The sequence below is a fragment of the Shouchella phoenicis genome (genome assembly GCF_047238345.1).
Lineage (GTDB): Bacteria > Bacillota > Bacilli > Bacillales > Bacillaceae_D > Shouchella.
In genome coordinates this window covers 3,372,687-3,398,132 of sequence record NZ_JBDFMQ010000001.1, presented here as the reverse complement: position 1 = coordinate 3,398,132, position 25,446 = coordinate 3,372,687, and the positions used below count along the sequence as shown (strand labels likewise).

The following is a 25,446-nucleotide window of genomic DNA, read 5'->3' as shown; positions in this document are numbered from 1 at the left end:
TTTTTAAACAGTGTAACATTATTTTCCTTTTTAATGGAGATTGGTGGTTAGGTTTTAAGATCAAACGGATTAAAGAGTATGGATCGTTAGGAGGGATTGTGTTGCGAAGAAGAGCATCGGTCATCATTGTTGAAAATCATAGCGTTGCGCTCATTAAAAGAATGAAAGAAAAAACGGTGTATTATGTATTTCCTGGTGGCGGCATTGAACATGGAGAAACACCAGAAGATGGGGCGAAAAGAGAGGCGTTAGAAGAATTGGGTGTGGAGGTTCGCATAGGGGAGTGTGTTGCGAAAGTTCACTATAACGGAACGGAATACTATTTCCTTGCTGAAATCATGAAAGGTCATTTTGGTACGGGACGAGGTGAAGAGTACACGAATAAAAGTAGAAATCGTGGAACGTACTTGCCGGTTTGGATTGATTTAGATGAATGTTCACTCATTGATATCAAACCGAAAGAAGTTGCACTAAAAGTTCAGCTTTTATTTAATAAAGGAGGGGGAAGGTCATGACTGTATATTCCCATAAGCCGGAAGGGTATAAGTGTCCATTTTGTAGGGTGGTAGCCGGAAAAGAAACACAAAATAAAGGTACAAAGCAAACGGACATTGTTTATCGTAATGATCACGTAACGGCGTTTATTGCGAGTAAATGGTGGCCGAATAATAAAGGCCATGTGCTTGTTGTCCCAAATACGCATTATGAAAATATGTATGAGCTACCTGTTGATATTGCAGGTGAAATTCACCGTGTTGCGCAATTAACAGCGCTTGCGATGAAAGGTACGTACGGCTGTGATGGCATTTCCACAAGACAGCATAATGAACCTGCAGGGAACCAAGATGTCTGGCATTATCATCTCCATGTATATCCGAGATATGAAAACGATCATCTATATAAAACGAAAGGCTATTCTACTGAACCAGATGAACGACCGTTTTACGCAGAGAAAATACGCTCATGGTTGTTCTAAATAACAGAACGAGACTGCTAATGATTTAGCAGTCTTTTTAAGATTTATGTGTTCCCTATTTAAACAAGTTATCCAAACATTTGAGCGGAAATTGCATAGAGTTGATTATTCCTTTTAGGGAGGTGAGTAGCAATTCTCATCATGATCGGTGGTTGATTAACCTCTTCAAATCCAATCTTCATTAAAAAATCAGCTATTTCAACATTCATGTCACCAGGTACATCAATCCTTAGTTTGCCTGTATGATGTTGTGTTAGCTCATGAATGATTTGGGTAGCAATGCTAGCATTTATAGCAACAATGGGTCCTATGAGTAAATGAGCTGAGCCCATAATAGATAGCCCAAATCCAATAATTTCTCGGTTCCTATTTCTCGCAATCAAACAACGGTTTGATTGTTTTATTCTATTAACAAGTAACGTCCTCCTACAACCCCCAAAAGCATTTGAATCTAATTGAACGAGCTCTTCAAAATCTTGATTACGATATTCTTCAATAATGATGTTTTGTTTAACGCTTAATTCTATGGGACGGCATGTATTGCTCAAATATTTATGTACACGATTAATAGATTTGAAACCTAAAGTTTCATACAATGGCTTACCTTCTTCAGTTGAGATCAACATAATCTTAGTATTGGTGGAAACGGAATCGATACACCTTTTTGTGACTTCTTTTGCTAAGCCGAAACCTCTATACGTTTGATGAACAATGACCATTCCTATTGATGCAAGATTGTTTTCATATGGTACGATTGCAGCACTTGAAACAATTTCGCCATAGTCGTTTTTATGACCATAAATCTCTCCAGAAGCAAGAACTGTATTTATTTCATTTTGATCGTAGTCCCAACCTACTGAAGAAGAAAGTTTTATTAAACCTGATACATCCGATTTAGTAAGTTTTGATAATGTCAGTCCAGTTACACCGGTCGTCTTCATAAGATCACCTCTTGATGTCTAATACAGTCATTTTACCCTTTTTGATGCCATTCTTCTAATGTTTGCATATGAAACTCTTCATCAAAATCTAAACGCAAAGGCGTAATGAACTCAATGCTATTACCGTCGAGATCTTGAAAATAAATCGCAGCATGAGCTTGCGGATTATTCGGTAAAACTAATGGTTGTGTATCCGCTGAAAATCCAAAATTAGTGGATACGTCAATCCCTTTTTTGTTAAGCCATTCTTTCGCATCGTTCATCCTCTCTTGATGTATATAGAACGCGACATGTCTTATAGAGGGATGATACGGAGTGTTAACTGCTTCTGTCTCCCATAGACCTAACCAACTTTTCCCCTTTTCTATCCACATAAATGCAATCCCTTCTTGTTGATGAGCCAGTTCTAATTCTAGTTTTTGATAAAACATGATCGATTCTTTCAGGTTACTTACTGGTAAATGTGCTTCATATAATCCTTTAATCATAATGTCTCACTCCTGATAGAAATAGTCGTTTCTATCAAGACTATAGCTGAAATTTTGGTGAAGATGATCAGTCAAAAGGCTAACGCTCCCTACAACTTTTGTTGTAGGGGAGATATTCAAAAATTCTTATTTTGAGCATCGTTTAGTGAATATAATTGCTACTCTATCCTTTATTTAGTAAAGTAAATGTTAGTAGAGCTATAAATAACGGATTGCCTAGATTCTATAAGAAGGGAGTATTCACGCTATGAAAAAGAACATGCTTTTGTTTTTATCAATGGGCTATGGATACTCAACTGCTGTTTTTTATTAATTAGACAATAATTGGTGAAGTCTATCTGTTTAGTAAAAAATTGCGAGAAAACTTATAATGAATAGAGGGAATGTTATGAGAAAGATTAGTAGAAAGAACCCTAATAATATGCCTGAACCAGTAGGCGATTACAGCCATGTCACAAGAGTTCCTGCAGGAGCAAGTTTGGTTGTCACATCAGGTCAAATAGGGACCGATAAGAATGGAAATGTTCCTAAAGGTTTAAAGGATCAAGTCCAAAATACGTTTACAAACATCACAAAAACGCTTGAGTCTGAGGGATTGTCTCAAGATAACATCATAAAAGTGAACATCTGGGCTACAGAAGAAATCGATTGGAGTTACTTTGATTTGAAGTGGAACGAACTTTTTAAAAAAGACTATCCATCTATGACGATTGCGTATGTAACAGCATTAGGTTTGCCTGAACTGAAAATAGAAATTGAATTATGGTGTGCTGAAGTTTAACTATAAGAGGGATTTTCAACTTCACAAAATTCCATGAGGGAGTAGTCTATCTAAACCATGGTTACCGTTTCTTAATCTTCATAAGCAATAAAAAAACCGCCTGCTAAAAGGCGGTTTTTCTTTAGTTAATAGTAGCGAATACCAATCCTACGCTACGTTTACTTATTCTTCTTCAAGCGTACCTACAGTAGGTAAGTCTTCTAATACACTCGTACCGTGTGGGGACGACTGAATTTCTTCAGTGTGGTCATGACCAGCAGCTAATCCACCAGCAGGAGCGTGTTCGCCATCTGCCCAAGCGCCAACATCTGTCACATCGTAAACGACGCCATCAACGGCTACATAGGCATCGTTTCCATCTTGACCATCATACTCACTGAGTTCTTCCATTGTGAATGTTCGATCTTGATCAGTTGCCTCTTCTTGATTTGTTGCCTCTTCTTGATTTGTTGTCTCTTCTTGATTCGTTGCGTCGCCTTCATCGGTTGCATCTTCTCCGCCACAAGCAGCAAGTAGCATAGCTGAGCTACCTAAAATCAGTGCCAATTTTTTCACAGTACACTCACTCCTTAAAATAGATCGTCATGCTTTATAAATACACCCTACCATTTGTGTTTGATGGTCGATAGGCATTTCACATAATTGTCAGATTGCACATTTTCTATTTTCCTTCTTGTACGAAAAGATCAAGGGTCTCCGCAAGGATTGTGATGCCAAGCTTTAGGTTTTCTTTGGTTTCATAGGCGAAAGAGAAGCGAATGGACGGTTGTTCGTCTTTCCCATAGATGGTTCCTGGATTAAAGAGCACGTTTTGCTTTAAACATGCGTGAAAGAGTTTTTTTATCGAGAGGTTCCATTCTTCATGAAAGGTGAACCAGATAAAGAACCCACCTGCTGGAATGTGCCACGAGCCAAATTTAGATAAATGAAGCTTTAGCAAAGAGTCGAGGTAATCTCTTTTTTCTTTTAAATGTATTCGTAACCTGCTTAGATGAGCGTCGTAATCCCCACTTGCAAGCAATTCTGTACAGATTGCCTGAGTGATGTTGCTTGTCCCATAATCCGTATGCATGCGGACGTCGCTCATTTTCTGTATAATTTCTGGCTTGGCGACAATCCATCCTATTCTTAAAGCAGGGCTGAGGGTTTTAGAAAAGCTGGAAAGGTAGATGACATTCCCGGCTTGATCTTTTGATTTTAAGGAGGGATAGTTCCCTTCGTATACTAAATCGCCATAAATGTTGTCTTCTATTATGGCGATGTTTTTTGAATGTGTGTATTTGAGTATGTCGTCTTGTTCGTTTGCATGTAAGGATAACGTCGTTGGGTTTTGAAAAGGTGAATTGACATAAACAGCCTGATTTGGTTTCATGTCTTTCAGGTTATGGATATTTCCATATTGAGAGACCGGTGACGTTCGAATCCCTAGGGAATGAAAAAAGTTTAGCGTGTTGAGAAAAGAATGGGTATCGAGATAGATCTGTGAGCCGGTTTGGAGAATAGAGGAAGCAATCAATTGAATGCCATTCAGCGCGCCTGACACAACCATGATGGATTCAGTACCGACATGAATACCTCGTTTCTCTAAGTGTTTAGAAATCGCTTTTCGAAAACGAATATCGCCTTTTCCATCGCCATAATCATGGTCGAAAGGTTGCGTGGAGGCGTTCGTCATTGCTTTTCTAATTAGGGTTTCTGGAATATGTTCTTTTCCTAATACGCCTTTACTTAACTGAATATAGTTGGAATGATTCTCATGATCGTTAATCTTTTTGACGAGACTTTTATTGCTTGAATAGAACGACCATTGACTTAAACGATCCCAATTCATGAGAAACTGCTTCAAATCGGCTTTTCTTAATTCGGTGGAGACATAAACGCCACTTCCTTGCACAGCTGTTACATATCCGTATGATTTTAATTCATCAATGGCTTTCACGACCGTACTGCGGTTGACTTGATACTGTTGAGCGAGTTCGTTTTGAGTAGGAAGTTTTGTATAAACGGGCCATTCTCCAGAAATAATTTTCTCTTTTAACTCTGTCACAATGCGGTGTGAATTTGTCATGCTGCTGGTAACGTCCTTCCAATTTGTTGGATTAACCTTCCGTTCATTTGTTGATTTCAACTGACACACCCTATTATACAATGAACTTCAAATCGATGAGGGGATGGGGTGACAACTCTTGAAAGGGAAAATGAAGATCATTATTGCTTACGCACTGGCAGTCCTACTGTGGGCTTCTGCGTTTCCAGGTATACGAGTTGGTCTTGAGCATTATTCACCGGAACACTTATCGTTAGTACGGTTGCTTATCGGCTCTATTGGTTTACTTGTATTTGCTTTCATTGCAAAGATTGGACTACCTCGTTTGAAAGATGTTCCAGTCATATTCGTATTAGGTTTTTTAGGGTTCTCTGTTTATCATACCGCTTTAAGCATAGGAGAACAGACGGTAAGCGCTGGGGCGGCATCATTGCTCGTTTCAACGACACCAATCTTTTCTGCAATCTTGGCGACGTTCTTTCTGAAAGAGAGGATGAGGGGGTTGTCGTGGATTGGATCTGTCATTGCATTCTTAGGTGTGTTTATCATTATGATCGGGACAGGTGATTCCTTCGTTTTAGAGATGGGTGTCTTCATTATCCTTATTGGGGCTTTAGGTGAGAGCATGTACTTTGTTTTTCAAAGTCATTACCTCAAACAATATGGGTTCTTGCCATTTACGGTCTATACGATCCTAGCTGGAACCATCTTTCTCCTTCTTTTTCTACCAGGATTAGGATCAGCCATCGCCACTGCGCCTGCTGCTATCAATATGACCGTTGTCTATCTAGGCCTTTTCCCCACGCTCATTCCCTACTTTTGTATTGCTTATGTCACGTCAAAAGTAGGAGCGTCAGAAGCTACGAGCGTCCTTTACTTAACACCTGCTTTTGCTATTCTCATCGCTTGGCTATGGTTGGAGGAGGTTCCAACAATCATTACAATAGTAGGTGGGATTTTGACATTGATAGGGGTAGGCATGACGAACAAGCAAACGATACATGTGAACGAAAGTCTAGCGAATCATTCAACCTAGGCACCACTCTGTTAACAATATTATGCAAAAAAGCCGCTTCCTCGGAGGCGGTTCTTTCATATAAGGGGATTGTCTAAGCGTTTATTCGAATAAAAAGACTCAACTACCTAGGCGATGCTTTTCAATTAAGGATTTAATCGTTTGTTCGGTTTCTTCAAGTTCATTAGCGATGGTCGGGATCTGTTTCCCTTTTGCTAGTTTTTTTGTGATCAAAGCGCAAAGTTTCTTTTCCTCGCCTTGCTCTAATCCTTGCTCTAATCCTTGTTCTAACCCTCGTTCTAACCCCTTGTCTTCTCGCTGTTGCAACATTTCTTTAAAGGTCAATTCGATCGCCTCCTCTAATTTGGTCCGTTCTTCCCGACTAATATGTTTTTCAACGTGTGACTTTATATAGCCCGTTACTTCTTCTTGTCTATTTTTATCTTCAATGTTACGGGCTATACTGAAGACTTTAAGTGCTAGTTCTTTAAATGTGCTTCTACGGTTCATTAATAAGCTAAAGACTAATGTGGATACATCATTATTGCTTATCATGGTTCCTTGTTCGCTCTTTGTAAGAATGTCGCTTAATTCATCTTCGGCGTAATAGTCGTGAAGAAATATGAGGGTAGGTTCAAAAATTAGCGAGCCTTGCGTTAATTGCATGACGTGAGTAGGTTTTGGGCGAATGTGACTTGGATAGACGATGTAACTTACTACATAGTTTACCTCGTCTCGATACGTGAAGTAAAGGGCAGCATTGTACAGTTGGAAACGGGCTGAATCGCTTGCATTAAATTGTGATTGGAACTCAACATTGTGTAGGACATCGTCCGTATCAATAAAGGCGTAATCGATGCGATGGTTCAACCTGACAGGCACTTCATTTGGGACAGCGGTCTTAAAGCCTGCCGTTTGAATGTGTAATCCATTAAGAGGGTTGTCTCCTCGCTTGTAGATGCTCATCGCATATTTCTGCATGGCATCGTTAATCATTCGGTCGGATTTGAAGTCTTTATCCACTAAATGCTCCTTCCAAAATGTATTTGGATGTGATTAATAAAGGTATGATGGGTTTGGAGGTAGCCGTTTAGAATGTGTAAGGTGGGTGGGGGGGCGTAAGGGTATTGACTTACAGACTAAAGAGGCAAACGTTGAAGGTAGATGAATGCTTTAAGAGATTGTAATGAGTATACCAATTAATTCTATATTTATAAATATATAAATGGTGAGTGCCATGGTATTATCAAATATTCTATGTTGAAGAACCATCGGATATTGAACATATGATGGCTACTTAATCAAGTGTCGTTTATTTTAATGCCTTTGTAATAGGAGATGTTCATGATTTTAGTGGTTGATCGTGTTATGTGTTCTGGTTCAACAATTGATTTTAGAACAGTATTATATTTCTTAATATTTGACCTAGGACTTTTATGAATTGTAATCTGGAAATGTTGGATCGGAGAGTCTTAGAACGAAACTAATTATAGAGACTTTCACTGTTTTAGAACGTACATGATCAAAATATTTATGGTGCTTTTAGACAAAGAAATGAGGGATAAAATGTACCAATTTCAAAGATTGTTCCAAACAAAAAAGAGTGAAAGAACAAATCTCATACTATTAATCGTATTATCAACATTCATTAGCATCTATTATATTTTTTATTATGTTCCCATTTTAGCGCAATATTTTGATAGAATTTATACCATTTATTTTTGGTTAACACCAATTTTAACAATAAGTATATTTATAAATTCAAACCGAAAACACAAAATTTTATTAGTCTTATTTATCATGCCTCTGTTCATATGGTGGTCATTTGGGCTCCTATTACTAATTTTAGTCGGATTGAGCTAGTCATTAAGTGCCCGTCAAAAAAGGGCAACCGACAATAAATTAGCGCAAGAACCTCCAAACAATAGTTAAAATATAACAAAAAGGTGTGAGTTACTATTATTCTGTTGCTGTACTTATTATTCCTGTTCGTTTTATTACCATCAATACCTATTTTTATTATTTACAAATTCATTCTAGTTAAGGTTAATAAAAAATATTCAGTTCTTCTTTTTATAATTCCGTCTATCCTTTTTATATTAAGTATAGCTCTATCTTTTTCACCCGGCGATACGCACACGCAAACAGATCCAAATGGTATTAGTGATTCTGCAGCGCTGATATTTCCTTTACAAATCGTCTCGTTTACCTTATTTTTTATTTCTCATTTTTTTATTTGGTTAAGGCACAGGGAATGACGGCTTACATATATAGAATTGGCTCGTTACTTAAACCAAGTTCTTGATAGTCGCTTTTCTTTTCATTTATTGAAAAACACTTTTATTATAAGAAAAATAATTATGAAGAAAATAGGGATAAGTGATGTTAAAAGGACATATCCACCAAACAAGTAATTAGAACCTAAATCAATTGAAAATAAATGGGTATTTTCTCTCATCTCTCTTCTATTTAAATTCTCTCCATAAGACACTAGTTGTTTGCCTGTAACATAAATAACCATGGCATAAAGTAATACACACAAAAATTTTATAGAGCGTCTGAGCTTTAAATGTTTACTTATAAAAATGACAACTGCTGAAAGGAAGAATATGGTGCATGAAGCAATGACTATATAGAATATTGCTGTTAATAAAATAGGGAACATATCAATTGTCAGTATAAGTACCACCTTCTTTCAATTTATAAGCAAGAATCATAGTCATTTAAAAACATTTTGTGCGTTTTTTATAGATAATATTTCTATCAAGATTTTCTCATAAAAGCTTTACTCATTCATTTCTTTCAATCGTATTAAAAAAAGCTAGTAATTCAGTTTTGAAATCGTCTGTGAAGTGATCAGGTGCCATCGTAGCCTCAATATAAAGAAACTGTTCGTCATTTAAATCTTTATACAGAACTAAACCCGTAAACAGGTTATCATCTCTTTCATAGACACCGAGGTTCGTTAAGTTTGGAAAAAGGTTTGTGTCCACATCTACCTCAATATAATCATATTCAGCAAAATAATCCCCGGTTTCAAGTTCCTTCTTATCTAGAGTTGTATTTTCTTCGTTGTATCTATTTACGACAATATTCACCTCTTTTTCCGTATGAGTAATAAGGGAGGCGTCAGGAATAGTAAGTTCTTCATCGCTCAGCTCATAATTTTCACCAAAATGAAAGGTGACGCCTTGGTCTGTGCGAATCTCGTGAGTTGGTACTTCTTCAGTCCCGTTTTCATAGGGTATATGCACCACATCTTCTTCTTCTGAAGCATCTGTACACGCGGTTAAGATTAAAAATAATGGCATGAGTAAGACTGGTAAAATGTGTTTCTTCATAAAAAATCCTCCTGTGAAAGCATCCGACATATATTAAAATCAACCATGCAAATTCTTCAAACGACGAGAGAAAGTTGAAGGGATGGTTAGTCTTATTATAGATCCTCATAATGGTCTAGATGAATGATTAACGGTATAGTAGATAGAGTCGTAGATTTGAAAACGTTAGTAACCCGTTCTGGCAATTATTTTCATCTATGTGGACACATTATCATAGTTCGTTTCTTTTGTTAAAGAAACGTGCTGTCAAGAGAGCTTCTGAGGAGGTACAGAAATGAGATTTTATTTAATTCTTTTTGCGTTAGTATCCCTTGCCGCATGTAATCAGTCAGCGGAGAGAGAACCGTTGCGAATAGACGAAACAGAACAAGCCACAACGCAGGTCTGGAAGGAAGCATCTGATTTAGGAGAATTTGAAACAGGACCCGTATGGCTTTCAATAAAGGAAATGAGTGTGTTAGATGTTGAATGGCACGTATCGTTTATCGTTGATGGGCTTGATTCACCTAAGGATTCTTACATCTATGTCGATTTTGATCTTACTTCGGAGGTGACGAATGAAGAACTGGCCTTTGATACAAATCATGTTAAAGTGAAGATCAATGGGGAAGAAACGTTAGAAGAGATTGAACGTCAAGTTAGCAATACAGTTAGAATGGATCTGATTACTGAGAGATTAATTAACCGAAGAATGTATTTTCCGTTAGAAACGATTCCTGCTAATGAAATTGAGCAAGTCGACTTCATCGTTGAGGCTCCTCTTGATGAGAACGAAGAACGAGTCGATGACGGAATTATCGTTGAAGATGTCTTTCAGTAACGGTTAGGGGACTCTCGTTAATCCGAATATGATGGAAGGAAGCGTAAATTGCAGATGCTTTTGTAAATAAGAACTTTGAATCGTGCAGATTCTAAAAAATTATAAAAGGCGTGATAAAGATCTTAAATTTAAGTAGTAGATCCTATATTGCATTCGCTACATTAATCTTGTCTACATTATTAAACTATTTCGTATTCACAACAGTTGGCACTGTTGAATCAATTTTTATTAACTTGCTACTTGGTCTTGTTACAATTGCCTGTATCTTCTTTATTGAGTGGTCCAACTTACTAGTTATTGGTATCCTCCTTACGATTCCTACTGTTCTGTTTTTACTTTACATCGGAATGATCTTCATGATTTTTAGAGACGGACCACTACATGTTTCTGTAAACGTGTACTTGGTTGGTTTAATAAGGTCACTGTTTTAATAGCTCTACGGGCGTGAGCCCTCTAGAATGCGCTATTTTTGGATGAAAAGAAGGGCTTAAAATCGAGAATTAAAACCTTATTAAGGTCGTGGTTAGTATCTTTAAGAAGTTAAAGTTAAAATCGTATATCGCTTTTGGTGTAGGTGCTTTAGCTACAGTGGTCAACGTTTTACTCGTTATAAATTTTCCTGTTCCTTCTGTTGCTTTAATGTTTTTATTCTGTTTCATTACAATTGCTGGAATGTTTTTTATTGAACGTTCCTGGCTATTGGTTATTTATATTTTATTTGCGCTACCCTCGATTTTTTACGTACTATTAATGACATTTTTAATTTTAATTGTGTATGTTCTCTAAGGGAAAATGATAAGAGTTTTTTAAGGATTTCAGTAATAAACAAATGATTCCATTCACAAGGGAAGCATATGTAAGGATCTTTATCCTGATTAAATAAACTTTTTTAGACTCCATTGTGCATGCACCTCCCTTTATAGAAATCTTTAAAACGGAACTTCACATACTTGGCCCAGTCATTCTTCAATCTCAATCGTATTCAAATAAGCTAATAGTTCGGTTCTTAAATTATCGGGCAGACTTTCCACATACACATCAATTGAAACAATAAGGAATTCTTGCTCATTTAAGTCCTTAAACATGACAATTAACGTATGCCCCGTCGTAGGCAACTTGTAAAATCCAAATTGATTTAATTGTTCAAAAGGCTGTGTGTCCATTTCTACATAATCATAGGAGGAAGTAAAATATTCATGGTGATTAATGTCTTTAAATCGATTTTGATTTTGGCTATGTTCTCCTCTCTGAACAAGCACACTAATGTCTTCTTCTTTATGATGAAAGATCGATGCGTCTTCTCGAAGACCTTCTACTTCAGGATCATACTCTTTCCCAAATTGAAACGTAACTCCTTGGTCTGTGCGTATCTCATGAGTGGGTACTTCTTCAGTTCCGTCTTCGTAGGGGACGAGCACAACATCATTACTGGTGTCTTCTGAAGCACCTGTACATGCAGACAAAATCAAAATTAATGGTATGAGTAAGACAGTTAATGCTTGTTTCTTCATAGAAACCTTCCTCCAATCTGTATTTGACTTTGGAAAGCCTTATGGAAAAAGATCATTCATCGATTCGAATGATCTTTGTTTGCTTTTAAGTCTTGTATTTCTTCCAGTAGTCGTTTTTGGTCTGCTCTAATTTCCTCTAGATTTTGTTCAACTTTTTTCCTGTAAGCATTCGCTTCTGCTAAAATTTTCTCATCTTCTTTTCGACGTAGTTGATTCTTTTTAAAAATAGCAGCTAGGAATACGATCGCTACAATGAGTGCAATCCATAACATGAACACTTCCATTCGTTTCACACCTCTTATCTATTCGTTTTCTTCATTTCTTTCAATCGTATTAAAAAAAGCTAGTAATTCTGTTTTGAAATCGTCTGTGAAGTGATCAGGTGCCATCGTAGTCTCAACATAAAGAAACTCTTCTTCATTTAAACCTTTATACAAGATCAATCCTGTAAATAAGTTATCATTTCTCTCATAAACATCTATATTCGATAGGTTCGGGAAAACATTTGTGTCTACATCAACCTCAAGGTAGTCATGATCAGCAAAAAAATTCCCTTGCTCAAAATAATCCATATCTTCATCAATTATATCTTCTTCAATCATATTGTGTACGTTGTATTTGGTTACAGCGATTTGAACTTCTTTTTCTTTATGGGTAATAAGTGAGGTGTTCGTGATAATAAGTTCTTCATCGCTCAGCTCATAATTTTCACCAAAATGAAACGTGACGCCTTGGTCTGTGCGTATCTCATGAGTGGGTACTGCTTCAGTCCCGTTTTCATAAGGGATATGTACCGCGTCTTCTTCTGAAGCATCTGTACATGCGTTCAAGAGTAAAAACAGTGGCATGAATAAGACAGGTAACGCGTGTTTCCTCATATATAAATGCTCCTCTATTAAACGTTCCTTTTCAATTTCCCTATTTTAACAGAATGCTTAGGGTTGTTCCAATTTTATCGGCTATTTGTTGTGTTGGTTTCATTTTCCCAATTGAAAGTTTCATAGAACTAGGATACCGTTAACGAAAGCGCTTTCGTTGAACGAGTTCATTTATGTAAGCGCTTTTATAAAACATTTTAAATGGAGGCGTTGGTATGAAACGAAAGTGGTTAATCGTTTTTTTAGTGGCTTTATTGTTTATTCCTACAGCAGCGAGTAGCAACACACAAGCTTCGACTCTTTTTGATACTCTTTATTTAGTAGAAGAGGAGGGCGAACGTGCATTGTCGAGTGTTCAAGGAACGGGGTTAAAGGCAGATACGATTCGTGCAAACGGGGAGGGGAATGTCTACGCCATCCAAAATTTAAGTGGGTCGTATGATGGAAGCGGTACAGCGGTTGCGGATTTATTTTTAAATGGAACGGCTGTCGGTATTGGAATTGATGCACGGGTTTCCTATGATTTTAATGGGGATGGACAATGGGATCGGGTCGAGGAAACGGATTTAATCGCAACGGATGGGGTTTTAGAGGAAGGGTCGTATGAACAATTTACGAAAGAATTGGTTCACGTGGAGGGAGATGCGTATCGAGCATTTGAAAACGGCCGGGTACAGATTGAAGTCTCGATGCGGTTTGGCAATGGCGATGCAGAGATCAAAGTGAATGCGCCAGAACTTGCTTCAAACTTGCAGTTGCCGTATCAGCTTGAACAAGATCGCGTTGAATCACCGAACACAGGTGAAAATCTTGTGCGGAACGGCGATTTTTCTGAGGGAACAGAATATTGGGATACGTGGGATGGGGAAGGTGGACAGTCCACATTCTCCGTAGAAAATGAAGCAGGGAAAATGGAGATCCATCAGATTGCCGGGATGCATCCTGATTGGAACATCCCCATTAGCTGGTCGAATCAATTGTTTCAAGAGGGGATCTCTCTTGCAGGTGGAAGTGTCTATGAATTGAGCTTTGATGTGTCTTCAACAATGGCGCGTCCGATTGAAGTGGAGCTTAATGGCTTGTCCAACAATCCGAAACATGCTTTTGATGTCGATACGAATACGGATACGAAGCGAATCGAGTTTTCCTTGTTTCAGGAAAGCGAGCTACAGCTGATGTTTTTATTAGGGAATGTTCAAAATGGGGAAAACGAGACAGAAAATCGCCCACATACCATTACGTTTGACAATATATCCATTCAAAGAATTGGCGGGATTGGCGATAACGAACCCGACAGAGAGTGGGAAATGGTCTGGAATGATGAGTTTGAAGGATCGGAACTAGACCGTTCTAAATGGAATATTGACACGGGCAATGGGTTTTATTCAGGAGGCGACTACTTTCCTGGATGGGGAAACAATGAATCCCAATACTATCAAGAAGAGAATGTTGAACTAAGAGACGGAAATCTTGTTCTTCGTGCTGAGGAAGAAACGGTTAAGGATGAGCATGGGACGTATGACTTTACGTCAGGTAAAGTGCAAACGAATGGCTTATTCAGCCAGGCATACGGAAAATTTGAAGCACGAATGAAGTTGCCAGAAGGTCAAGGGTACTGGCCAGCTTTTTGGATGATGCCTGAAGAAGATCTTTACGGTGGATGGGCGCTATCAGGGGAAATTGATATTATGGAAAACCGTGGTTCTGAAACTGATGAAGTGGGGGCTGCGATTCATTACGGTGGTCAATGGCCGAACAATCAATATTCAGGTGGGGCCTATCGTTTTCCAGAAGGGCAGTCCACAACAGACTTTAATGTATATAGCGTAGAATGGGAGCCAGGGGAACTTCGCTGGTATGTAAACGGAAATTTGTATACAAGATTAACGGATTGGCATTCCGATAACGGCGAGTATCCAGCACCGTTTGATCAAGAATTCTTTCTAATTTTGAATTTAGCCGTTGGTGGCTGGTACGGTGGTGAGCCAGACGCGACAACCGAATTTCCTGGTGAAGTCCTTGTGGATTATGTGCGTGTGTATGAAGAAGTCGGAGCCAATTATCCACAGCCAGGTGAACCAGACGATCGTGAGTGGATTGAAATAGGAGAGAACTTAGTGCGAGATGGCGCTTTTACGGAAACAACAGAACTTGGTACGCCTGACCAATTGTCGGACACGTGGAATATCCACAACCAAGGTTGGTATGAAGGCTGGGCAGGTTTAGCTGATTTCTCAATTGAACAAGAAATCTTGCGAACAACGGTTCAGCAAGTCGGGTGGGAATGGTGGCACATCCAGCTGTTTCAGAACCTAGAAGTGCCAGAAGGTGTGTATAGATTGGCATTTGACATGCGGTCAGATTCCCCGCGCTTCCTTAATACAGAATTAGTCGGCAGCCAGTCAGATGTGAACCGACATTCGATTGGAACAGAAATGGAGACGCATGAAGCGATTATTGAAGTAGACGAAAATGGCGATTACAGCCTCATGTTTGGATTTGGCAGACGAGCAGGAGATGCGCAACTAGCGGTGCCATATGATATGGAACTAGACAATGTCCGCTTAGTTGAAGTAGAAGAAGTGAAATGAGGATAGAGGATAGATGAAAAACCGCTGCGTCGCAGCGGTTCTTTTTTAAAAGTTTAAAGCGAGACTTAAAAACAAGAGCATCTAATGCTTTATTTGTGGCTATCCCGTAAATTAGTTACTATTAGTTCATTCTTCATGAGTATATTTACCTTTTAGTTGAGTGTGTTTTATGGATATTATTTCCTTTTTGTCGTACAATTATCTAATAGACGGTTTATCTAGTTTATCAAAAGGGTGACGATGTGGAAAATTTACTCGTTGATAAAATGGTGAGAAGGTTTCGAGAAAGCAAGAGGTTTAACAGTCCAAGACCTGACAGATAAGGTGAGAATGTCTCACTCATATAGTAAAAGGTTTGAAAATATCAAAGCGATTTCCGACCTTCATATCATGCAAGCTATTTTAGAAGCGCTCGAATCTGATGTGGAGGATTGGGTTTATTTGGGAAACAAATTAACCAATGAAACGCGAAAAGTTATCCTTTACACGCTCAATCGATTTTAGGTTAGAAAGCTCGACGAAAGATGAGTGTAATTGAAAATACAGTATGGAGAATTAGAGATGGCCACTAATAAAAATTTTGCACTCGGCACATTAATGACTTTATCTGCTATTAATTTTGTCACTTTCCTAAGTAGACTTATTATTGGGACAGGCTCTCTTTCAGAACTCTTTCCTTCATTTGATGCCTATCAAAATAGTGACGGGTTTATTGAAATTATTTTTTCATCTACTTTCAATCAGGCTTTGGTTGAGCACACGTTCTATCAGTTGGTCGTTATGGCGTTATTCATCCTAACGCCAATTACTCTCATGAGGATTAATAAGCTTTCCCTTGGAAGCATTTCTTTTGAAGGAGAAGAGCAGCAAAAAGAAGAGTTTAAAAGTCTTGCTATTTCTTCAGGGACAATAAAATACTTAGCTCAATTTAATAGTCGTGATGCATTTGAAGCAGAAACAGACAGTGCTTACGATTCTGGTGGAATTGCAAATTATTTTAATGAAGTCTTTACTATCGCCATTTCTGAAGTATACGGCGAAGCAAAAGTAGATGTCTCTCATCAAATCTTTGAAACTAGAAAAAGGATGATGGCTAGTCGCGATGTTAGAATAGAACTTAAGAATAAAAAAGAGATTGCTGAATCAGGTCATGTTTCAGAAATAAATAATGATGATCTTGACTTTAGAAAAGGTTACAAAAATCAAATTCTCGTCTATGTTAAATCAATAGTTGATGAAGAATCCCCGCCACTGTATATCGTTATCTCCTCACCTACAAAAGTATTTGATCAGCACGATATTCACTTTTGTAAAGGATTGGCCAACTCGGCTAGGACTGCTTATGATTATGCCTACTCCGTCTCTGTTTTAAATGACGAAGTCTAGCAAACTAGCTGACAACTTATTAATAGTATTATATACTGTGATTATTAGGAGGCGATGCTATGAAACATTTATCAGCTGAACAGAAAGCAAGAGGTCGTGCGAACGTACGCAAGCTTTTCAACTCCGACAAGCCACGGAAAGAACGTCCGGATTTTCAATTACCGGTTATAAATGAAGATGAACAGACTTATATTAATATGTACGGTCGTCGCACGCATAAAACAAACGAAAAAGCTGGAGCGCGTTAACGTGGCTCTAGCTTTTTTGTTTGTTTTTTACTCCAAATTCTTTGCGCATCTTATCAAGAAGTTTTTTATCTGCTTTTGTAAATTTAGCCGCATATTCCATCTCTACATCTGTATACAATTCAATAGGTGGTCGATCTTTTTTTGGTGTATTATGTATACGGTTTTTTTCTGCAAGAACACCTTTTTGATTTAGATTTTTCATCTACTCACCTCTATCTGACTATTATGCAGTGTCTCCTAGAATTAGAAGTCAATAATCTGAGATGATCAGTGAGACAGCTGCATCAACAAGTGTGGGCGATTATACGCAATTGTAAACATTCATGGTGATACAATCTTATTTCTTTATAGCAGAGAGTAATTAAACTTTTATCATTAACTATTCACCTAGTATCGATGTAGTTATTCAACGAAATTCGACAAAAACATACACATCCTCTACGTTCTCACCAAATCATTTTCCCAACATGAAAAGTGTTAATTTTCCTATAATTTCCTGTATAATGGATATTAAAAAGAGATAACGAAATGAGGGTGTCTATGAAAGCTTTAGCGGTTGAGGATGTCGGTCAGAGGATTGTGGAATGGTATAGTTGTATTATTACGAAAGACATAAAACAAGCAAAGCTATTAAAACCAGAAATTGATATCATGATTGCCAAAATGGAACCTGACGATAAAATGCTCGCTTATTACCAATTAGTCTCGCTACAATATGATCTATTGGTTCTAAGAGAAGCACCAGACGAAAAGACGAAAGCGTTGGATGAAACGATACTCGAAAACATTGCCGTTCAAACGAACGATTATCTGAACTTTATGTATTATTATGTATGGGGGCAGACTGAGTTTTATAAACAACGATATAAATCGGCAATACGAACATACAAGATAGCAGAACGATTAATTGAAAAAGTGAAAGATCCGGTGGAGAAAGCCGAATTCTATCAAAAACTAGGAATTAGTTATTATCGAATTGATCAATATACATTTGCGTTTTCCTATTTAGAACAAGCATTAGAAATCTTTGAAAAAGACTCTAGTTATGTCATGAATGTTATATCTTGTAAGCAAATCTTAGCGGGTATCTACAGTGAACTTCAGCAATACGAGAAAGCAGAAGAAATTTATAACGAATTATTACTATTATCGAAACCATATCCTTATTATCAAGCAATTACAGCCTATAATATGGGTTTAAATAGGATTTTAGTGGATCGATTGGAAGAAGCAGCACAACATTTTAACGAAGCCTTGGAGTTTGAAGAATTTAGAAATTCAGCAATTTATATAAAAGCAAAATATCACGTCTTAAATTTACAAATGAGGTTGGGAAACTATACAGAAGGTATTGAACAATTAGAGAAAGAGGTACATAATATAGATGCGAGAGACATTAAAGGGAAACTTTTAATATGTCGCGGTCTTTACTTGAACGAAGGGTACTCATTTATAGAGAAAGGATTGAGTATACTACAGTCAAACGAGTTTTATGTGGAATGTCGTGAATTGTGCGAAGAAATCTCCAAACATTATAAAAAGATTGATGACTATAAGATGGCTCTATACTTTTTGGAGTGTGCAAATGAAATGCGAAATAGAACAATATTAGGAGTTGATCAAAGTTGAAAAAATTTTTAACTGGTTTAGTGGTTATCTTTGTTCTAAGTTCTATAGGTTTTACAACAACTAATTCTTACGACGCAAGTTCTAAGCATGAACATAGCCCTACTAGTTCTACATTAGTGGAAACTTTCAAACATGAACATTAATTTTTTATTTATTTAAATTTTCATTAAAAATTTTATCAATCCTCGTCTGTTAACAGACGAGGATTTTTCAGTATTTAACTAAGAGGTAAAGACATGCAAAGCCTATTATGGATTAGATGTTTGTTTAACGGATGAAGAAGATGAAGAGAAGATAACGGAATGGGTGAAACTTGATCTGATCGTTGTCTGTGACCCTGATAAAAGGAAGGCAAATAAGATCATTGGCTCTCCAGATATCGCCATGGAGATCCTCTCAAAATCGACTCTGAAACTTGATAAGATGATCAAGTTCCATCACGATCAAAAGGCTGGAATCAATATATTGGATTGTCGATCCAGTGTACGAATCAATTGATGTGTTTATCTTAAAAAATGGTGTTTATCAAAAAGAAGGGACCTATGCAAACGATGATGTGCTCTTTTCCATCTTTTGAAGGGCTCGACATTCATATCAAAGACCTATTTGTATGAGAATCATCTGAGGATGGTTCTTTTTGTTTATTCATAGCAAGAGAGTATCATGGGACATTTTTGATGCATCGTTTTATTATGCAGTATGGTCATACTGTTTAATAAAAGATTGAAGTACGTCTGTCTTGGGTGTATGCAAACACTTACATAAATAATTTATCAAATCCTGGAATTCTACTATGAGGATGGAATTCAAATAGTTGTGTGCTTGCCTTCATGTATGTTTGTATTTAAAGTACTAAAACCATACTAGGAAGCAAATTAATTCTTCGGAACAGTTGTCAGATGGCCATATGGTTGTAGAAGAGAAAGAATTATTCGTATGTAAATCGAAGTTGTTGGGTGAGCATACTTGTAGTAGATGACATAGTCGCAACGACATTTAAGATAGGATTTTGGAAAGGGGACACAGGGCCATGGAAATTCGGAGATTTCAAGGTGCCGATATTCATCAGGTTGTTTCACTTTTTTATGAAACAGTACATTCTGTAAACGCACAGGATTATTCACTAGAGCAACTCAACGCGTGGGCACCAAAAGATGAAATAGATGATACCCTGACAAATTGGAAGGATTCTTTAAATCCTAACATCGCATATGTCGCTGAAATAAACGATAAAATTGTTGGTTTTAGTGACATGAGTCATAATGGACACCTAGACAGACTTTACACGCATAAGGACTTTCAGGGACAAGGAATCGCTACGGCTTTGGTAAATATGCTTGAATCCGAAGCAAGAAAACGAGGGATTTCGGAAATTAATACAGAAGCCAGTATTACAGCTAAACCATTTTTTGAACGTCGTGGATACAAGATCATTGAATCTCAAATCGTAGGACGTAGAAGCATAACATTGATTAATTATAAGATGATCAAAAAGTTAGTATCCAAATAACTTTATATTTAGGATAGGGTATCTCTTTTTATTACGCTATTTAGCGCGTTTATGAAATGAAGAAAAGCAAAATGTCTCAATTTAATTGCTGGAAAATCGGACTTTTTTCGATTTACATATAGTGAAAAATAGCAGCTAACACAAGTGCAAAATAACTCCTAAAGTGACAATCGATATTGTTAAGTATTGTATTCTGTTTTTTTAGGTGTACTTTAAACGCATATAAATAAATTGCACCAATTATCTCACGTCACAATTGATAGATAAAAGTTCTTGTTATCCTAAGGCCCTTTAGTGACATAAGAATTAATGTGATTGAGCTGTTCGAGTACCTTGATGAAACTGCATTTTCCACTTTCCATCAGTTAAGCTCCATACCGAACTACGTAAGGAATGCTGTTTACTTACTTCGTTATAGATTCTGTAAGTGGTTAACACGATTTGATCAGACAATGGATGAATCTCAAAATCGCTTAATTTCATACTTACCATACTAAGACTCACTTCATCAATGCTCTCATGTTAATACAAAACCTTGCCAGAACTTCCGAACTCAAAAAAATCTTCTGAAAGCAATTGAGTAACCTCATCTTTTGATGCCCTGATTTCTGGTTTTAACAGTTTTTCTTCCAGACTAAGTAATGTTTCTTTTAATGTAAATTTATCATCCACTTCAGATTCACCGTTTTCCATCTCTATATAGATAATATTACGTTGAAGGCTAGGCTCTTCAGCCAACCTGTCCCGTTTTTAAATAAGGAAAGGGTAACCTGATATTAAGTACCCGATCGTAGTTATAAAGGTTACAAATAATTCTATCTGTGTATGCTTTTGAGAAAATTCCCTTATTCGTGTCTCTATAACCTAGACTACATACATTATTCATTCCGTCCATATGTTATACGTTTGCTTGAACACCCCTTATTTATTGAATATTCCTTACTTATTTCGTTCTATCGTTATATGTGATTAGCCAAGAGTTTTCAGCATTAAAGTGAGAACCATCTATATTGATTATATCTGATTTTAGATTACTTTCAGAAATTAATCGAGGTAAAGTGTTAGTAGAATATTCTTTATGATAGTCCTCACTACTCCACCCAGTTAGAACGAGATATTCTTTATCTAACTCATTTTTAGCGAAATAGCCTCCTAGCATGCCTCTCTCTCTAGACATAGAATTGTTCCACAAATTTAACTGTGTTTCTTCAAAATGAAACATTCTTTCTTCTTTTACTTTAGAATTTGTAAAACGAATATAATTACTGTTAATAAAGAAGTTGTATGTATGTATTTTACCTTCAATTTTAGTCTTAATATCGAATACTTTTACTTTAATTGATGTGACAGTTCCTGCCTGATTTGCATTTGATGCTATGCTATCGTGTTCACTTTCCATAAATCGGTGATAACTATTCTTATTATCCCAAAGAGAAAATATATAAGCCACATCCTTTTCTGTATCGCACCAACCTCCAAATTGCCCTATAAAACCTTCTACATCTTTTAACGCATTCCACTTGGTTTGTCCATTTGAAAATAACTCTTTTTGATTATGCTTAACTTGACATAAAATCTGTTTAATAAACATACTAGCCCTCCTTATCATTCATCTTAGGGGAAATCTTCTTATAATTTTACTAACTTGCTCCGATAGCGCCACAATGAAAATCAAGCAAGCTACACAGTATGCACAAACTGTGTGGGAATTAAGAACCTCTTTTAAGCAGAGGTTTAATAGAAAGGTCTTAGGCTTCTTTTTTTAGAACTCCCCATCCGACGAAAGACAAACCTATAAGAGCAAGAATAATAGAAAGGGTTAGAAAGGTAGTTGAGAAGCTATACTGGTTCATGATTTCATAAAAGTTTTGATGACCACCATTCTGTCCGTTGGAGATGGTGGCTGTTACTAAATATCTCGAGACAAAAATTATTACGGATGCAAGAATGAATATAGCACCACTTATCATTTTACCCAATGTTACACCCCAATTCTTAAACAATAGTATAAAGTAGGCGCTTGTTTACTTTCTCCTAATAAAACCTATATGACATCCTCTGTGATTATGTATTATGGTTAATATTCCCAAAAATTAAGAATCAAAACATTATTAAGAGATCGCCTAGCGTTGATTACAGGGGCTTCACAATGTTGTTGACTGATCGTTTTTGGTTTTGTTTTGACCTAAATTTCGTTATCGTCCGCTCGTTAGGAAAAAAGTTTAGTTGTTGCATCACAGAAATCAGTATAATTCACTTATGATGATTCTATTCGTTAGAACGCCATCCATATCGAATGTTTATTCATAGAGGTGTTTGCATGGAGATATTTTTGTATTTTGGTTTACCCTTGCTTAGTATCGTTCTTTTTATCTCATTGATTATTTATATCTACAAATTGTATCTCGTGAAGATTCATAAGTGGTTCGCTACATTCATGTTAAGCCTTTACCCAGTTGTCATTTTTTTCCTAGGTGTCAGCGTTCATCATTACGGACGTATATTAAATTCGGAAGAAATAGAACAAAGGGTGCAAGCCGGTGAAGAGATTGTATACGGTCATTTCGGAGAGCTGATTCATGGACCTGGTGAGATGTTCATGCTGTATGGGAGCTTTGTCTACGCCTTAGCAATTTACCCCGTAATCTTCACAGCCATTTTCCTCATATTAATCAATGCACTTAGAAAAAAAGCTAGAATCTAATCTCCCTATACATACTAAAAATGAAGTCTAATTTTTATTAAAAAAGATTTATTAAAATCAGTTAGTTAACTTACGAAAAATCGAGCAAAAGAAGGGGAATTCGGTGTGCAAATTATTAGTGTTAGAGAGCATCCAGAGTATAAAGATAAAGCAATTAAATATTTTCAGTGTAAATGGGCAAACGAAAACAGTATGAAAGTATATGAGGACTGTATTACACACAGTATAACAACGGACAATTCCCTCCCTATTTGGTATTTAATGGAGGATTCAGGTGGAATTATTGGCTGTGCTGGTCTTATTAGTAATGATTTTATTAGTCGTATGAATTTATACCCTTGGATATGTGCTAGCTATATTGAAAAAAGCTATCGTGGTAGGTCTTTAGGTAAAGAGCTACTTCTACGTGCTAAAGATGATGTCGAAAAAGCAGGATTTAATCAAGTTTTCCTTTGTACTGACCACATTGGATACTATGAAAAATATGGATTTACTTATATAGGTGACGGATACCATCCTTGGGGAAGTAGTTCAAGAATTTATGAGAGCAATAACTAAAAAATCATGTTTTAGGTTAGCGATTATTCAATAATCGCTTTTCTTAATGAACTATCGGGACAGGTTAGTTAAAGAGAGATGGCATACAGTATATTCATACTGTCTGGTAAATTTTTATTTTAATTAACGACTTTTTCTTCATCTCCAATATAAAAAGTACCACCAGTTACATCTTTCACTTGATTTACGACAACAAAAGCTTCATTGTCAATTTCAGCAATAATTCTTCTCAGATGGGATATGCTTGATTGCTTCACAATAATGTATAAGATTTTTTGATCGGTCATCTCATAGACACCAGACCCGTTAAAAAATGTAGCAGTTGATGATAGTTCTGATGTGACTTTTTGAGCGATTTTGTACGTCTTGGGGGACATAATGACAAAAGCTTTTTTTGAATTAAATGCATTCAACACATAATCAGTTACAACTTTTCCTACGACCAGTGCAATAATTGTGATGAGCGTATTTTGTGTGCCAATGACAAACACGCTAGAAGCGACAACAAGAAAATCAAGGATGAATGTAACCATTACCACGTTCCAGCGAAATTTCTTATGTAAAACAAGCGCAATCGTTGACACTCCACCTATTGAACTACCTGCTTGAAGAATTAATGCAAATCCTAATCCCTTTATAAATCCATAAAATACAGCAGCAACAACTGGTTCAGACAATGCTGTTCCAAAACCTTCTGTTAAATAAATAAACACTGACATAAGCAAAATGGTCATAGCACTTTTTATAAGTATCATTTTCTCTAAATACTTATAACTGATTAACAAAATAAAAAGAAAACCAACAATATTTACGATAGCTGGTGATGCCCCAAAACCATGATAAAAAAGTAATGCAATCCCCGTAAGTCCACCATCCGCAATGTTATTTGGCATACCTATAAACGTAATACTTAAAGCTGTTAATAACGTGCCCACCACAATGAAGATTGTATTTTTCATAAATACCCCTATTCCTATAAAGCGTTTTCTTTGAGTTTCCCATAGATTTACGTTGAGGAAAAGTAATACACCCATCTTTTAGGTGCCTTCCTAATTTCTGAAATAAATCCCCTACAGTTTATGGATACTGTTAGGTCACCTAGGATCTTCAGACAAATAATGACAAAGTTTATGAACACTTAACTCTTTAATTGTTTTCAACGTCTTAGTATAAAGGAAATGTAATGATTTTCTTAGATGATAATATATTTGTAATTAGGACATTTGAAAAGGAGTTAGACAATGGAGAAAAAAGTAGTTGTCATTACAGGTGCTGCAAGTGGGATAGGAAGAGCAACTGCTCTACTATTTAGTAGTAAAGATTACAGCGTGGTGATTGCTGACCGGAACAAAAAAGGTAGCGAGGAGACGTTACGTTTAATATACGAGAAAAACAAAAAGGCCGATGCAAAAATAATTGAAACTGATGTATCAATTGAAAAAGAAGTTAAACATTTAATTGATCAAACAATTGATACCTATAAGAGAATCGATATAATGGTTAATAATGCTGGTATATCAGGACAGACTGCTCAGTCAGATGATCCCCTTGAGCAATACCATGAAATTATTGATACTAATCAACACGGGGTCTATTATGGGATACAACATGCAGGCCAGAGAATGGTTGAACTAGGAATAGCGGGGTCTATTATTAATATTTCTTCAGTAATGGCTTTTATTTCCAGTGGTGGTGCCTACGCTTATAGTGCTTCAAAATCGGCTATCGTTATTATGACTAAGATTGCTGCGCAAATGTTTGCGAAACAGAATATCCATGTTATTGGGATTGCCCCAGCAGGTGTAAATACCCCCATGTTAAATGGTTTAGGTCAAGACCAAGTTGATTATTTTAGAAATCAGATGTTAGGTGGAGAACTATTAGAGCCTGAAGAAATTGCTGAACTCATCTACTTTAGTGCTTCCAATAAAGCTTCTGCCATTAATGGTAGTACGATCTTTGCAGACGATGGCTATTTGTCATTTAAATAAATTATTTGTTCTATCAACATCCCGACCACCC

Annotated in this window: 26 protein-coding genes and 1 pseudogene; 14 read left to right on the top strand and 13 right to left on the bottom strand. The window is 36.8% G+C overall.

Annotation, left to right across the window (positions count from 1 at the left end; all coding sequences use genetic code 11):
• Window positions 1-101 precede the first annotated feature (101 nt).
• Together ABC361_RS18175 and ABC361_RS18170 are read left to right on the top strand one after the other, a co-directional pair.
• Window positions 102-515 (top strand): NUDIX hydrolase, encoded by a 414-nt coding sequence (locus ABC361_RS18175; RefSeq protein ID WP_413075255.1) that lies wholly within the window; start codon window positions 102-104, stop codon window positions 513-515.
• The gene (locus ABC361_RS18170) at window positions 512-976 is read left to right on the top strand and encodes an HIT family protein (RefSeq protein ID WP_413075254.1); all 465 of its coding nucleotides are present in this window, start codon (window positions 512-514) and stop codon (window positions 974-976) included. Before ABC361_RS18175 ends, ABC361_RS18170 begins: the two co-directional genes overlap by 4 nt.
• A 68-nt stretch (window positions 977-1,044) precedes the next feature.
• On the opposite strand, the gene ABC361_RS18165 is transcribed toward ABC361_RS18170, so the two are convergent.
• Window positions 1,045-1,917 carry a GNAT family N-acetyltransferase gene (locus ABC361_RS18165; RefSeq protein WP_413075253.1) on the bottom strand — a complete coding sequence of 291 codons (873 nt, stop codon included), beginning with the start codon at window positions 1,915-1,917 and terminating at the stop codon, window positions 1,045-1,047.
• 32 nt (window positions 1,918-1,949) lie between these two features.
• Window positions 1,950-2,405 carry a VOC family protein gene (locus tag ABC361_RS18160; protein ID WP_413075252.1) on the bottom strand — a complete coding sequence of 152 codons (456 nt, stop codon included), beginning with the start codon at window positions 2,403-2,405 and terminating at the stop codon, window positions 1,950-1,952.
• 388 nt (window positions 2,406-2,793) lie between these two features.
• Here ABC361_RS18160 and ABC361_RS18155 point away from each other — a divergent pair, with 388 nt between their 5' ends.
• Window positions 2,794-3,186 carry a RidA family protein gene (locus tag ABC361_RS18155; protein ID WP_413075251.1) on the top strand — a complete coding sequence of 131 codons (393 nt, stop codon included), beginning with the start codon at window positions 2,794-2,796 and terminating at the stop codon, window positions 3,184-3,186.
• A gap of 162 nt (window positions 3,187-3,348) precedes the next feature.
• On the opposite strand, the gene ABC361_RS18150 is transcribed toward ABC361_RS18155, so the two are convergent.
• Together ABC361_RS18150 and ABC361_RS18145 are read right to left on the bottom strand one after the other, a co-directional pair.
• Window positions 3,349-3,741 (bottom strand): cytochrome b5 domain-containing protein, encoded by a 393-nt coding sequence (locus tag ABC361_RS18150; protein ID WP_413075250.1) that lies wholly within the window; start codon window positions 3,739-3,741, stop codon window positions 3,349-3,351.
• Window positions 3,742-3,847: 106 nt separating this feature from the next.
• Window positions 3,848-5,314 carry an aminotransferase-like domain-containing protein gene (locus ABC361_RS18145; protein WP_413075249.1) on the bottom strand — a complete coding sequence of 489 codons (1,467 nt, stop codon included), beginning with the start codon at window positions 5,312-5,314 and terminating at the stop codon, window positions 3,848-3,850.
• Between the two features lie 58 nt (window positions 5,315-5,372).
• On the opposite strand from ABC361_RS18145, the gene ABC361_RS18140 reads away from it, so the two are divergent.
• Window positions 5,373-6,269: a DMT family transporter gene (locus tag ABC361_RS18140; protein ID WP_413075248.1), complete on the top strand. Its 897-nt coding sequence runs from the start codon at window positions 5,373-5,375 to the stop codon at window positions 6,267-6,269.
• Between the two features lie 99 nt (window positions 6,270-6,368).
• Here the strand turns inward: ABC361_RS18140 and ABC361_RS18135 are convergent, their stop codons facing one another.
• Both ABC361_RS18135 and ABC361_RS18130 read right to left on the bottom strand, forming a co-directional pair.
• Complete coding sequence (locus tag ABC361_RS18135) at window positions 6,369-7,271, bottom strand: RpnC/YadD family protein (RefSeq protein WP_413075247.1); 903 nt, start codon at window positions 7,269-7,271, stop codon at window positions 6,369-6,371.
• 1,766 nt (window positions 7,272-9,037) lie between these two features.
• Window positions 9,038-9,589, bottom strand: coding sequence for a hypothetical protein (locus ABC361_RS18130; RefSeq protein WP_413075246.1), 552 nt, complete (start codon window positions 9,587-9,589; stop codon window positions 9,038-9,040).
• Window positions 9,590-9,863: 274 nt separating this feature from the next.
• Between ABC361_RS18130 and ABC361_RS18125 the strand changes: the two genes are divergently transcribed.
• Together ABC361_RS18125 and ABC361_RS18120 are read left to right on the top strand one after the other, a co-directional pair.
• Window positions 9,864-10,409, top strand: a complete 546-nt coding sequence (locus ABC361_RS18125; RefSeq protein WP_413075245.1) for a hypothetical protein — start codon at window positions 9,864-9,866, stop codon at window positions 10,407-10,409.
• A 110-nt stretch (window positions 10,410-10,519) separates the two neighbouring features.
• Window positions 10,520-10,840 (top strand): hypothetical protein, encoded by a 321-nt coding sequence (locus ABC361_RS18120; RefSeq protein ID WP_413075244.1) that lies wholly within the window; start codon window positions 10,520-10,522, stop codon window positions 10,838-10,840.
• Window positions 10,841-11,368: 528 nt separating this feature from the next.
• Here the strand turns inward: ABC361_RS18120 and ABC361_RS18115 are convergent.
• Genes ABC361_RS18115 through ABC361_RS18105 form a run of 3 tightly spaced genes read right to left on the bottom strand, consistent with a single transcriptional unit; the run spans window position 11,369 to window position 12,798 of the window.
• A complete protein-coding gene (locus ABC361_RS18115; protein ID WP_375079520.1) occupies window positions 11,369-11,920 on the bottom strand; it encodes a hypothetical protein in 552 nt (183 codons plus the stop codon).
• 56 nt (window positions 11,921-11,976) lie between these two features.
• Entirely contained in the window at window positions 11,977-12,204 is a 228-nt protein-coding gene (locus ABC361_RS18110; protein WP_375079519.1) for a hypothetical protein, read from the bottom strand.
• A gap of 18 nt (window positions 12,205-12,222) precedes the next feature.
• Window positions 12,223-12,798 carry a hypothetical protein gene (locus tag ABC361_RS18105; protein WP_375079518.1) on the bottom strand — a complete coding sequence of 192 codons (576 nt, stop codon included), beginning with the start codon at window positions 12,796-12,798 and terminating at the stop codon, window positions 12,223-12,225.
• 215 nt (window positions 12,799-13,013) lie between these two features.
• Here ABC361_RS18105 and ABC361_RS18100 point away from each other — a divergent pair, with 215 nt between their 5' ends.
• The 3 genes from ABC361_RS18100 to ABC361_RS18090 all read left to right on the top strand — a co-directional run bounded on the left by ABC361_RS18100 (window position 13,014) and on the right by ABC361_RS18090 (window position 17,023).
• A complete protein-coding gene (locus ABC361_RS18100; RefSeq protein ID WP_413075243.1) occupies window positions 13,014-15,389 on the top strand; it encodes a family 16 glycosylhydrolase in 2,376 nt (791 codons plus the stop codon).
• A 561-nt stretch (window positions 15,390-15,950) separates the two neighbouring features.
• On the top strand, window positions 15,951-16,775 hold the full coding sequence (locus ABC361_RS18095) for a hypothetical protein (protein WP_413075242.1): 825 nt from the start codon (window positions 15,951-15,953) through the stop codon (window positions 16,773-16,775).
• 59 nt (window positions 16,776-16,834) lie between these two features.
• The gene (locus ABC361_RS18090; RefSeq protein ID WP_375079515.1) at window positions 16,835-17,023 is read left to right on the top strand and encodes a hypothetical protein; all 189 of its coding nucleotides are present in this window, start codon (window positions 16,835-16,837) and stop codon (window positions 17,021-17,023) included.
• Between the two features lie 7 nt (window positions 17,024-17,030).
• On the opposite strand, the gene ABC361_RS18085 is transcribed toward ABC361_RS18090, so the two are convergent.
• Window positions 17,031-17,225: a hypothetical protein gene (locus ABC361_RS18085; protein ID WP_413075241.1), complete on the bottom strand. Its 195-nt coding sequence runs from the start codon at window positions 17,223-17,225 to the stop codon at window positions 17,031-17,033.
• A gap of 326 nt (window positions 17,226-17,551) precedes the next feature.
• On the opposite strand from ABC361_RS18085, the gene ABC361_RS18080 reads away from it, so the two are divergent.
• Together ABC361_RS18080 and ABC361_RS18075 are read left to right on the top strand one after the other, a co-directional pair.
• Window positions 17,552-18,652, top strand: a complete 1,101-nt coding sequence (locus ABC361_RS18080) for a response regulator aspartate phosphatase (protein WP_413075240.1) — start codon at window positions 17,552-17,554, stop codon at window positions 18,650-18,652.
• A 1,030-nt stretch (window positions 18,653-19,682) separates the two neighbouring features.
• Entirely contained in the window at window positions 19,683-20,162 is a 480-nt protein-coding gene (locus tag ABC361_RS18075; protein ID WP_413075239.1) for a GNAT family N-acetyltransferase, read from the top strand.
• 306 nt (window positions 20,163-20,468) lie between these two features.
• Here ABC361_RS18075 and ABC361_RS18070 read toward each other — a convergent pair.
• Both ABC361_RS18070 and ABC361_RS18065 read right to left on the bottom strand, forming a co-directional pair.
• Window positions 20,469-20,834 (bottom strand): annotated as a pseudogene (locus ABC361_RS18070) (nuclear transport factor 2 family protein).
• Window positions 20,835-21,105: 271 nt separating this feature from the next.
• Entirely contained in the window at window positions 21,106-21,753 is a 648-nt protein-coding gene (locus tag ABC361_RS18065; RefSeq protein ID WP_413075238.1) for a YdbC family protein, read from the bottom strand.
• A gap of 729 nt (window positions 21,754-22,482) precedes the next feature.
• Here ABC361_RS18065 and ABC361_RS18060 point away from each other — a divergent pair.
• Together ABC361_RS18060 and ABC361_RS18055 are read left to right on the top strand one after the other, a co-directional pair.
• A complete protein-coding gene (locus ABC361_RS18060; protein WP_413075237.1) occupies window positions 22,483-22,866 on the top strand; it encodes a hypothetical protein in 384 nt (127 codons plus the stop codon).
• 105 nt (window positions 22,867-22,971) lie between these two features.
• Window positions 22,972-23,424, top strand: coding sequence for a GNAT family N-acetyltransferase (locus ABC361_RS18055; RefSeq protein ID WP_413075236.1), 453 nt, complete (start codon window positions 22,972-22,974; stop codon window positions 23,422-23,424).
• 119 nt (window positions 23,425-23,543) lie between these two features.
• Here the strand turns inward: ABC361_RS18055 and ABC361_RS18050 are convergent, their stop codons facing one another.
• A complete protein-coding gene (locus ABC361_RS18050) occupies window positions 23,544-24,383 on the bottom strand; it encodes a YitT family protein (RefSeq protein WP_413075235.1) in 840 nt (279 codons plus the stop codon).
• Window positions 24,384-24,665: 282 nt separating this feature from the next.
• On the opposite strand from ABC361_RS18050, the gene ABC361_RS18045 reads away from it, so the two are divergent.
• The gene (locus tag ABC361_RS18045) at window positions 24,666-25,415 is read left to right on the top strand and encodes an SDR family NAD(P)-dependent oxidoreductase (RefSeq protein WP_413075234.1); all 750 of its coding nucleotides are present in this window, start codon (window positions 24,666-24,668) and stop codon (window positions 25,413-25,415) included.
• The last annotated feature ends 31 nt before the right edge of the window (window positions 25,416-25,446 follow it).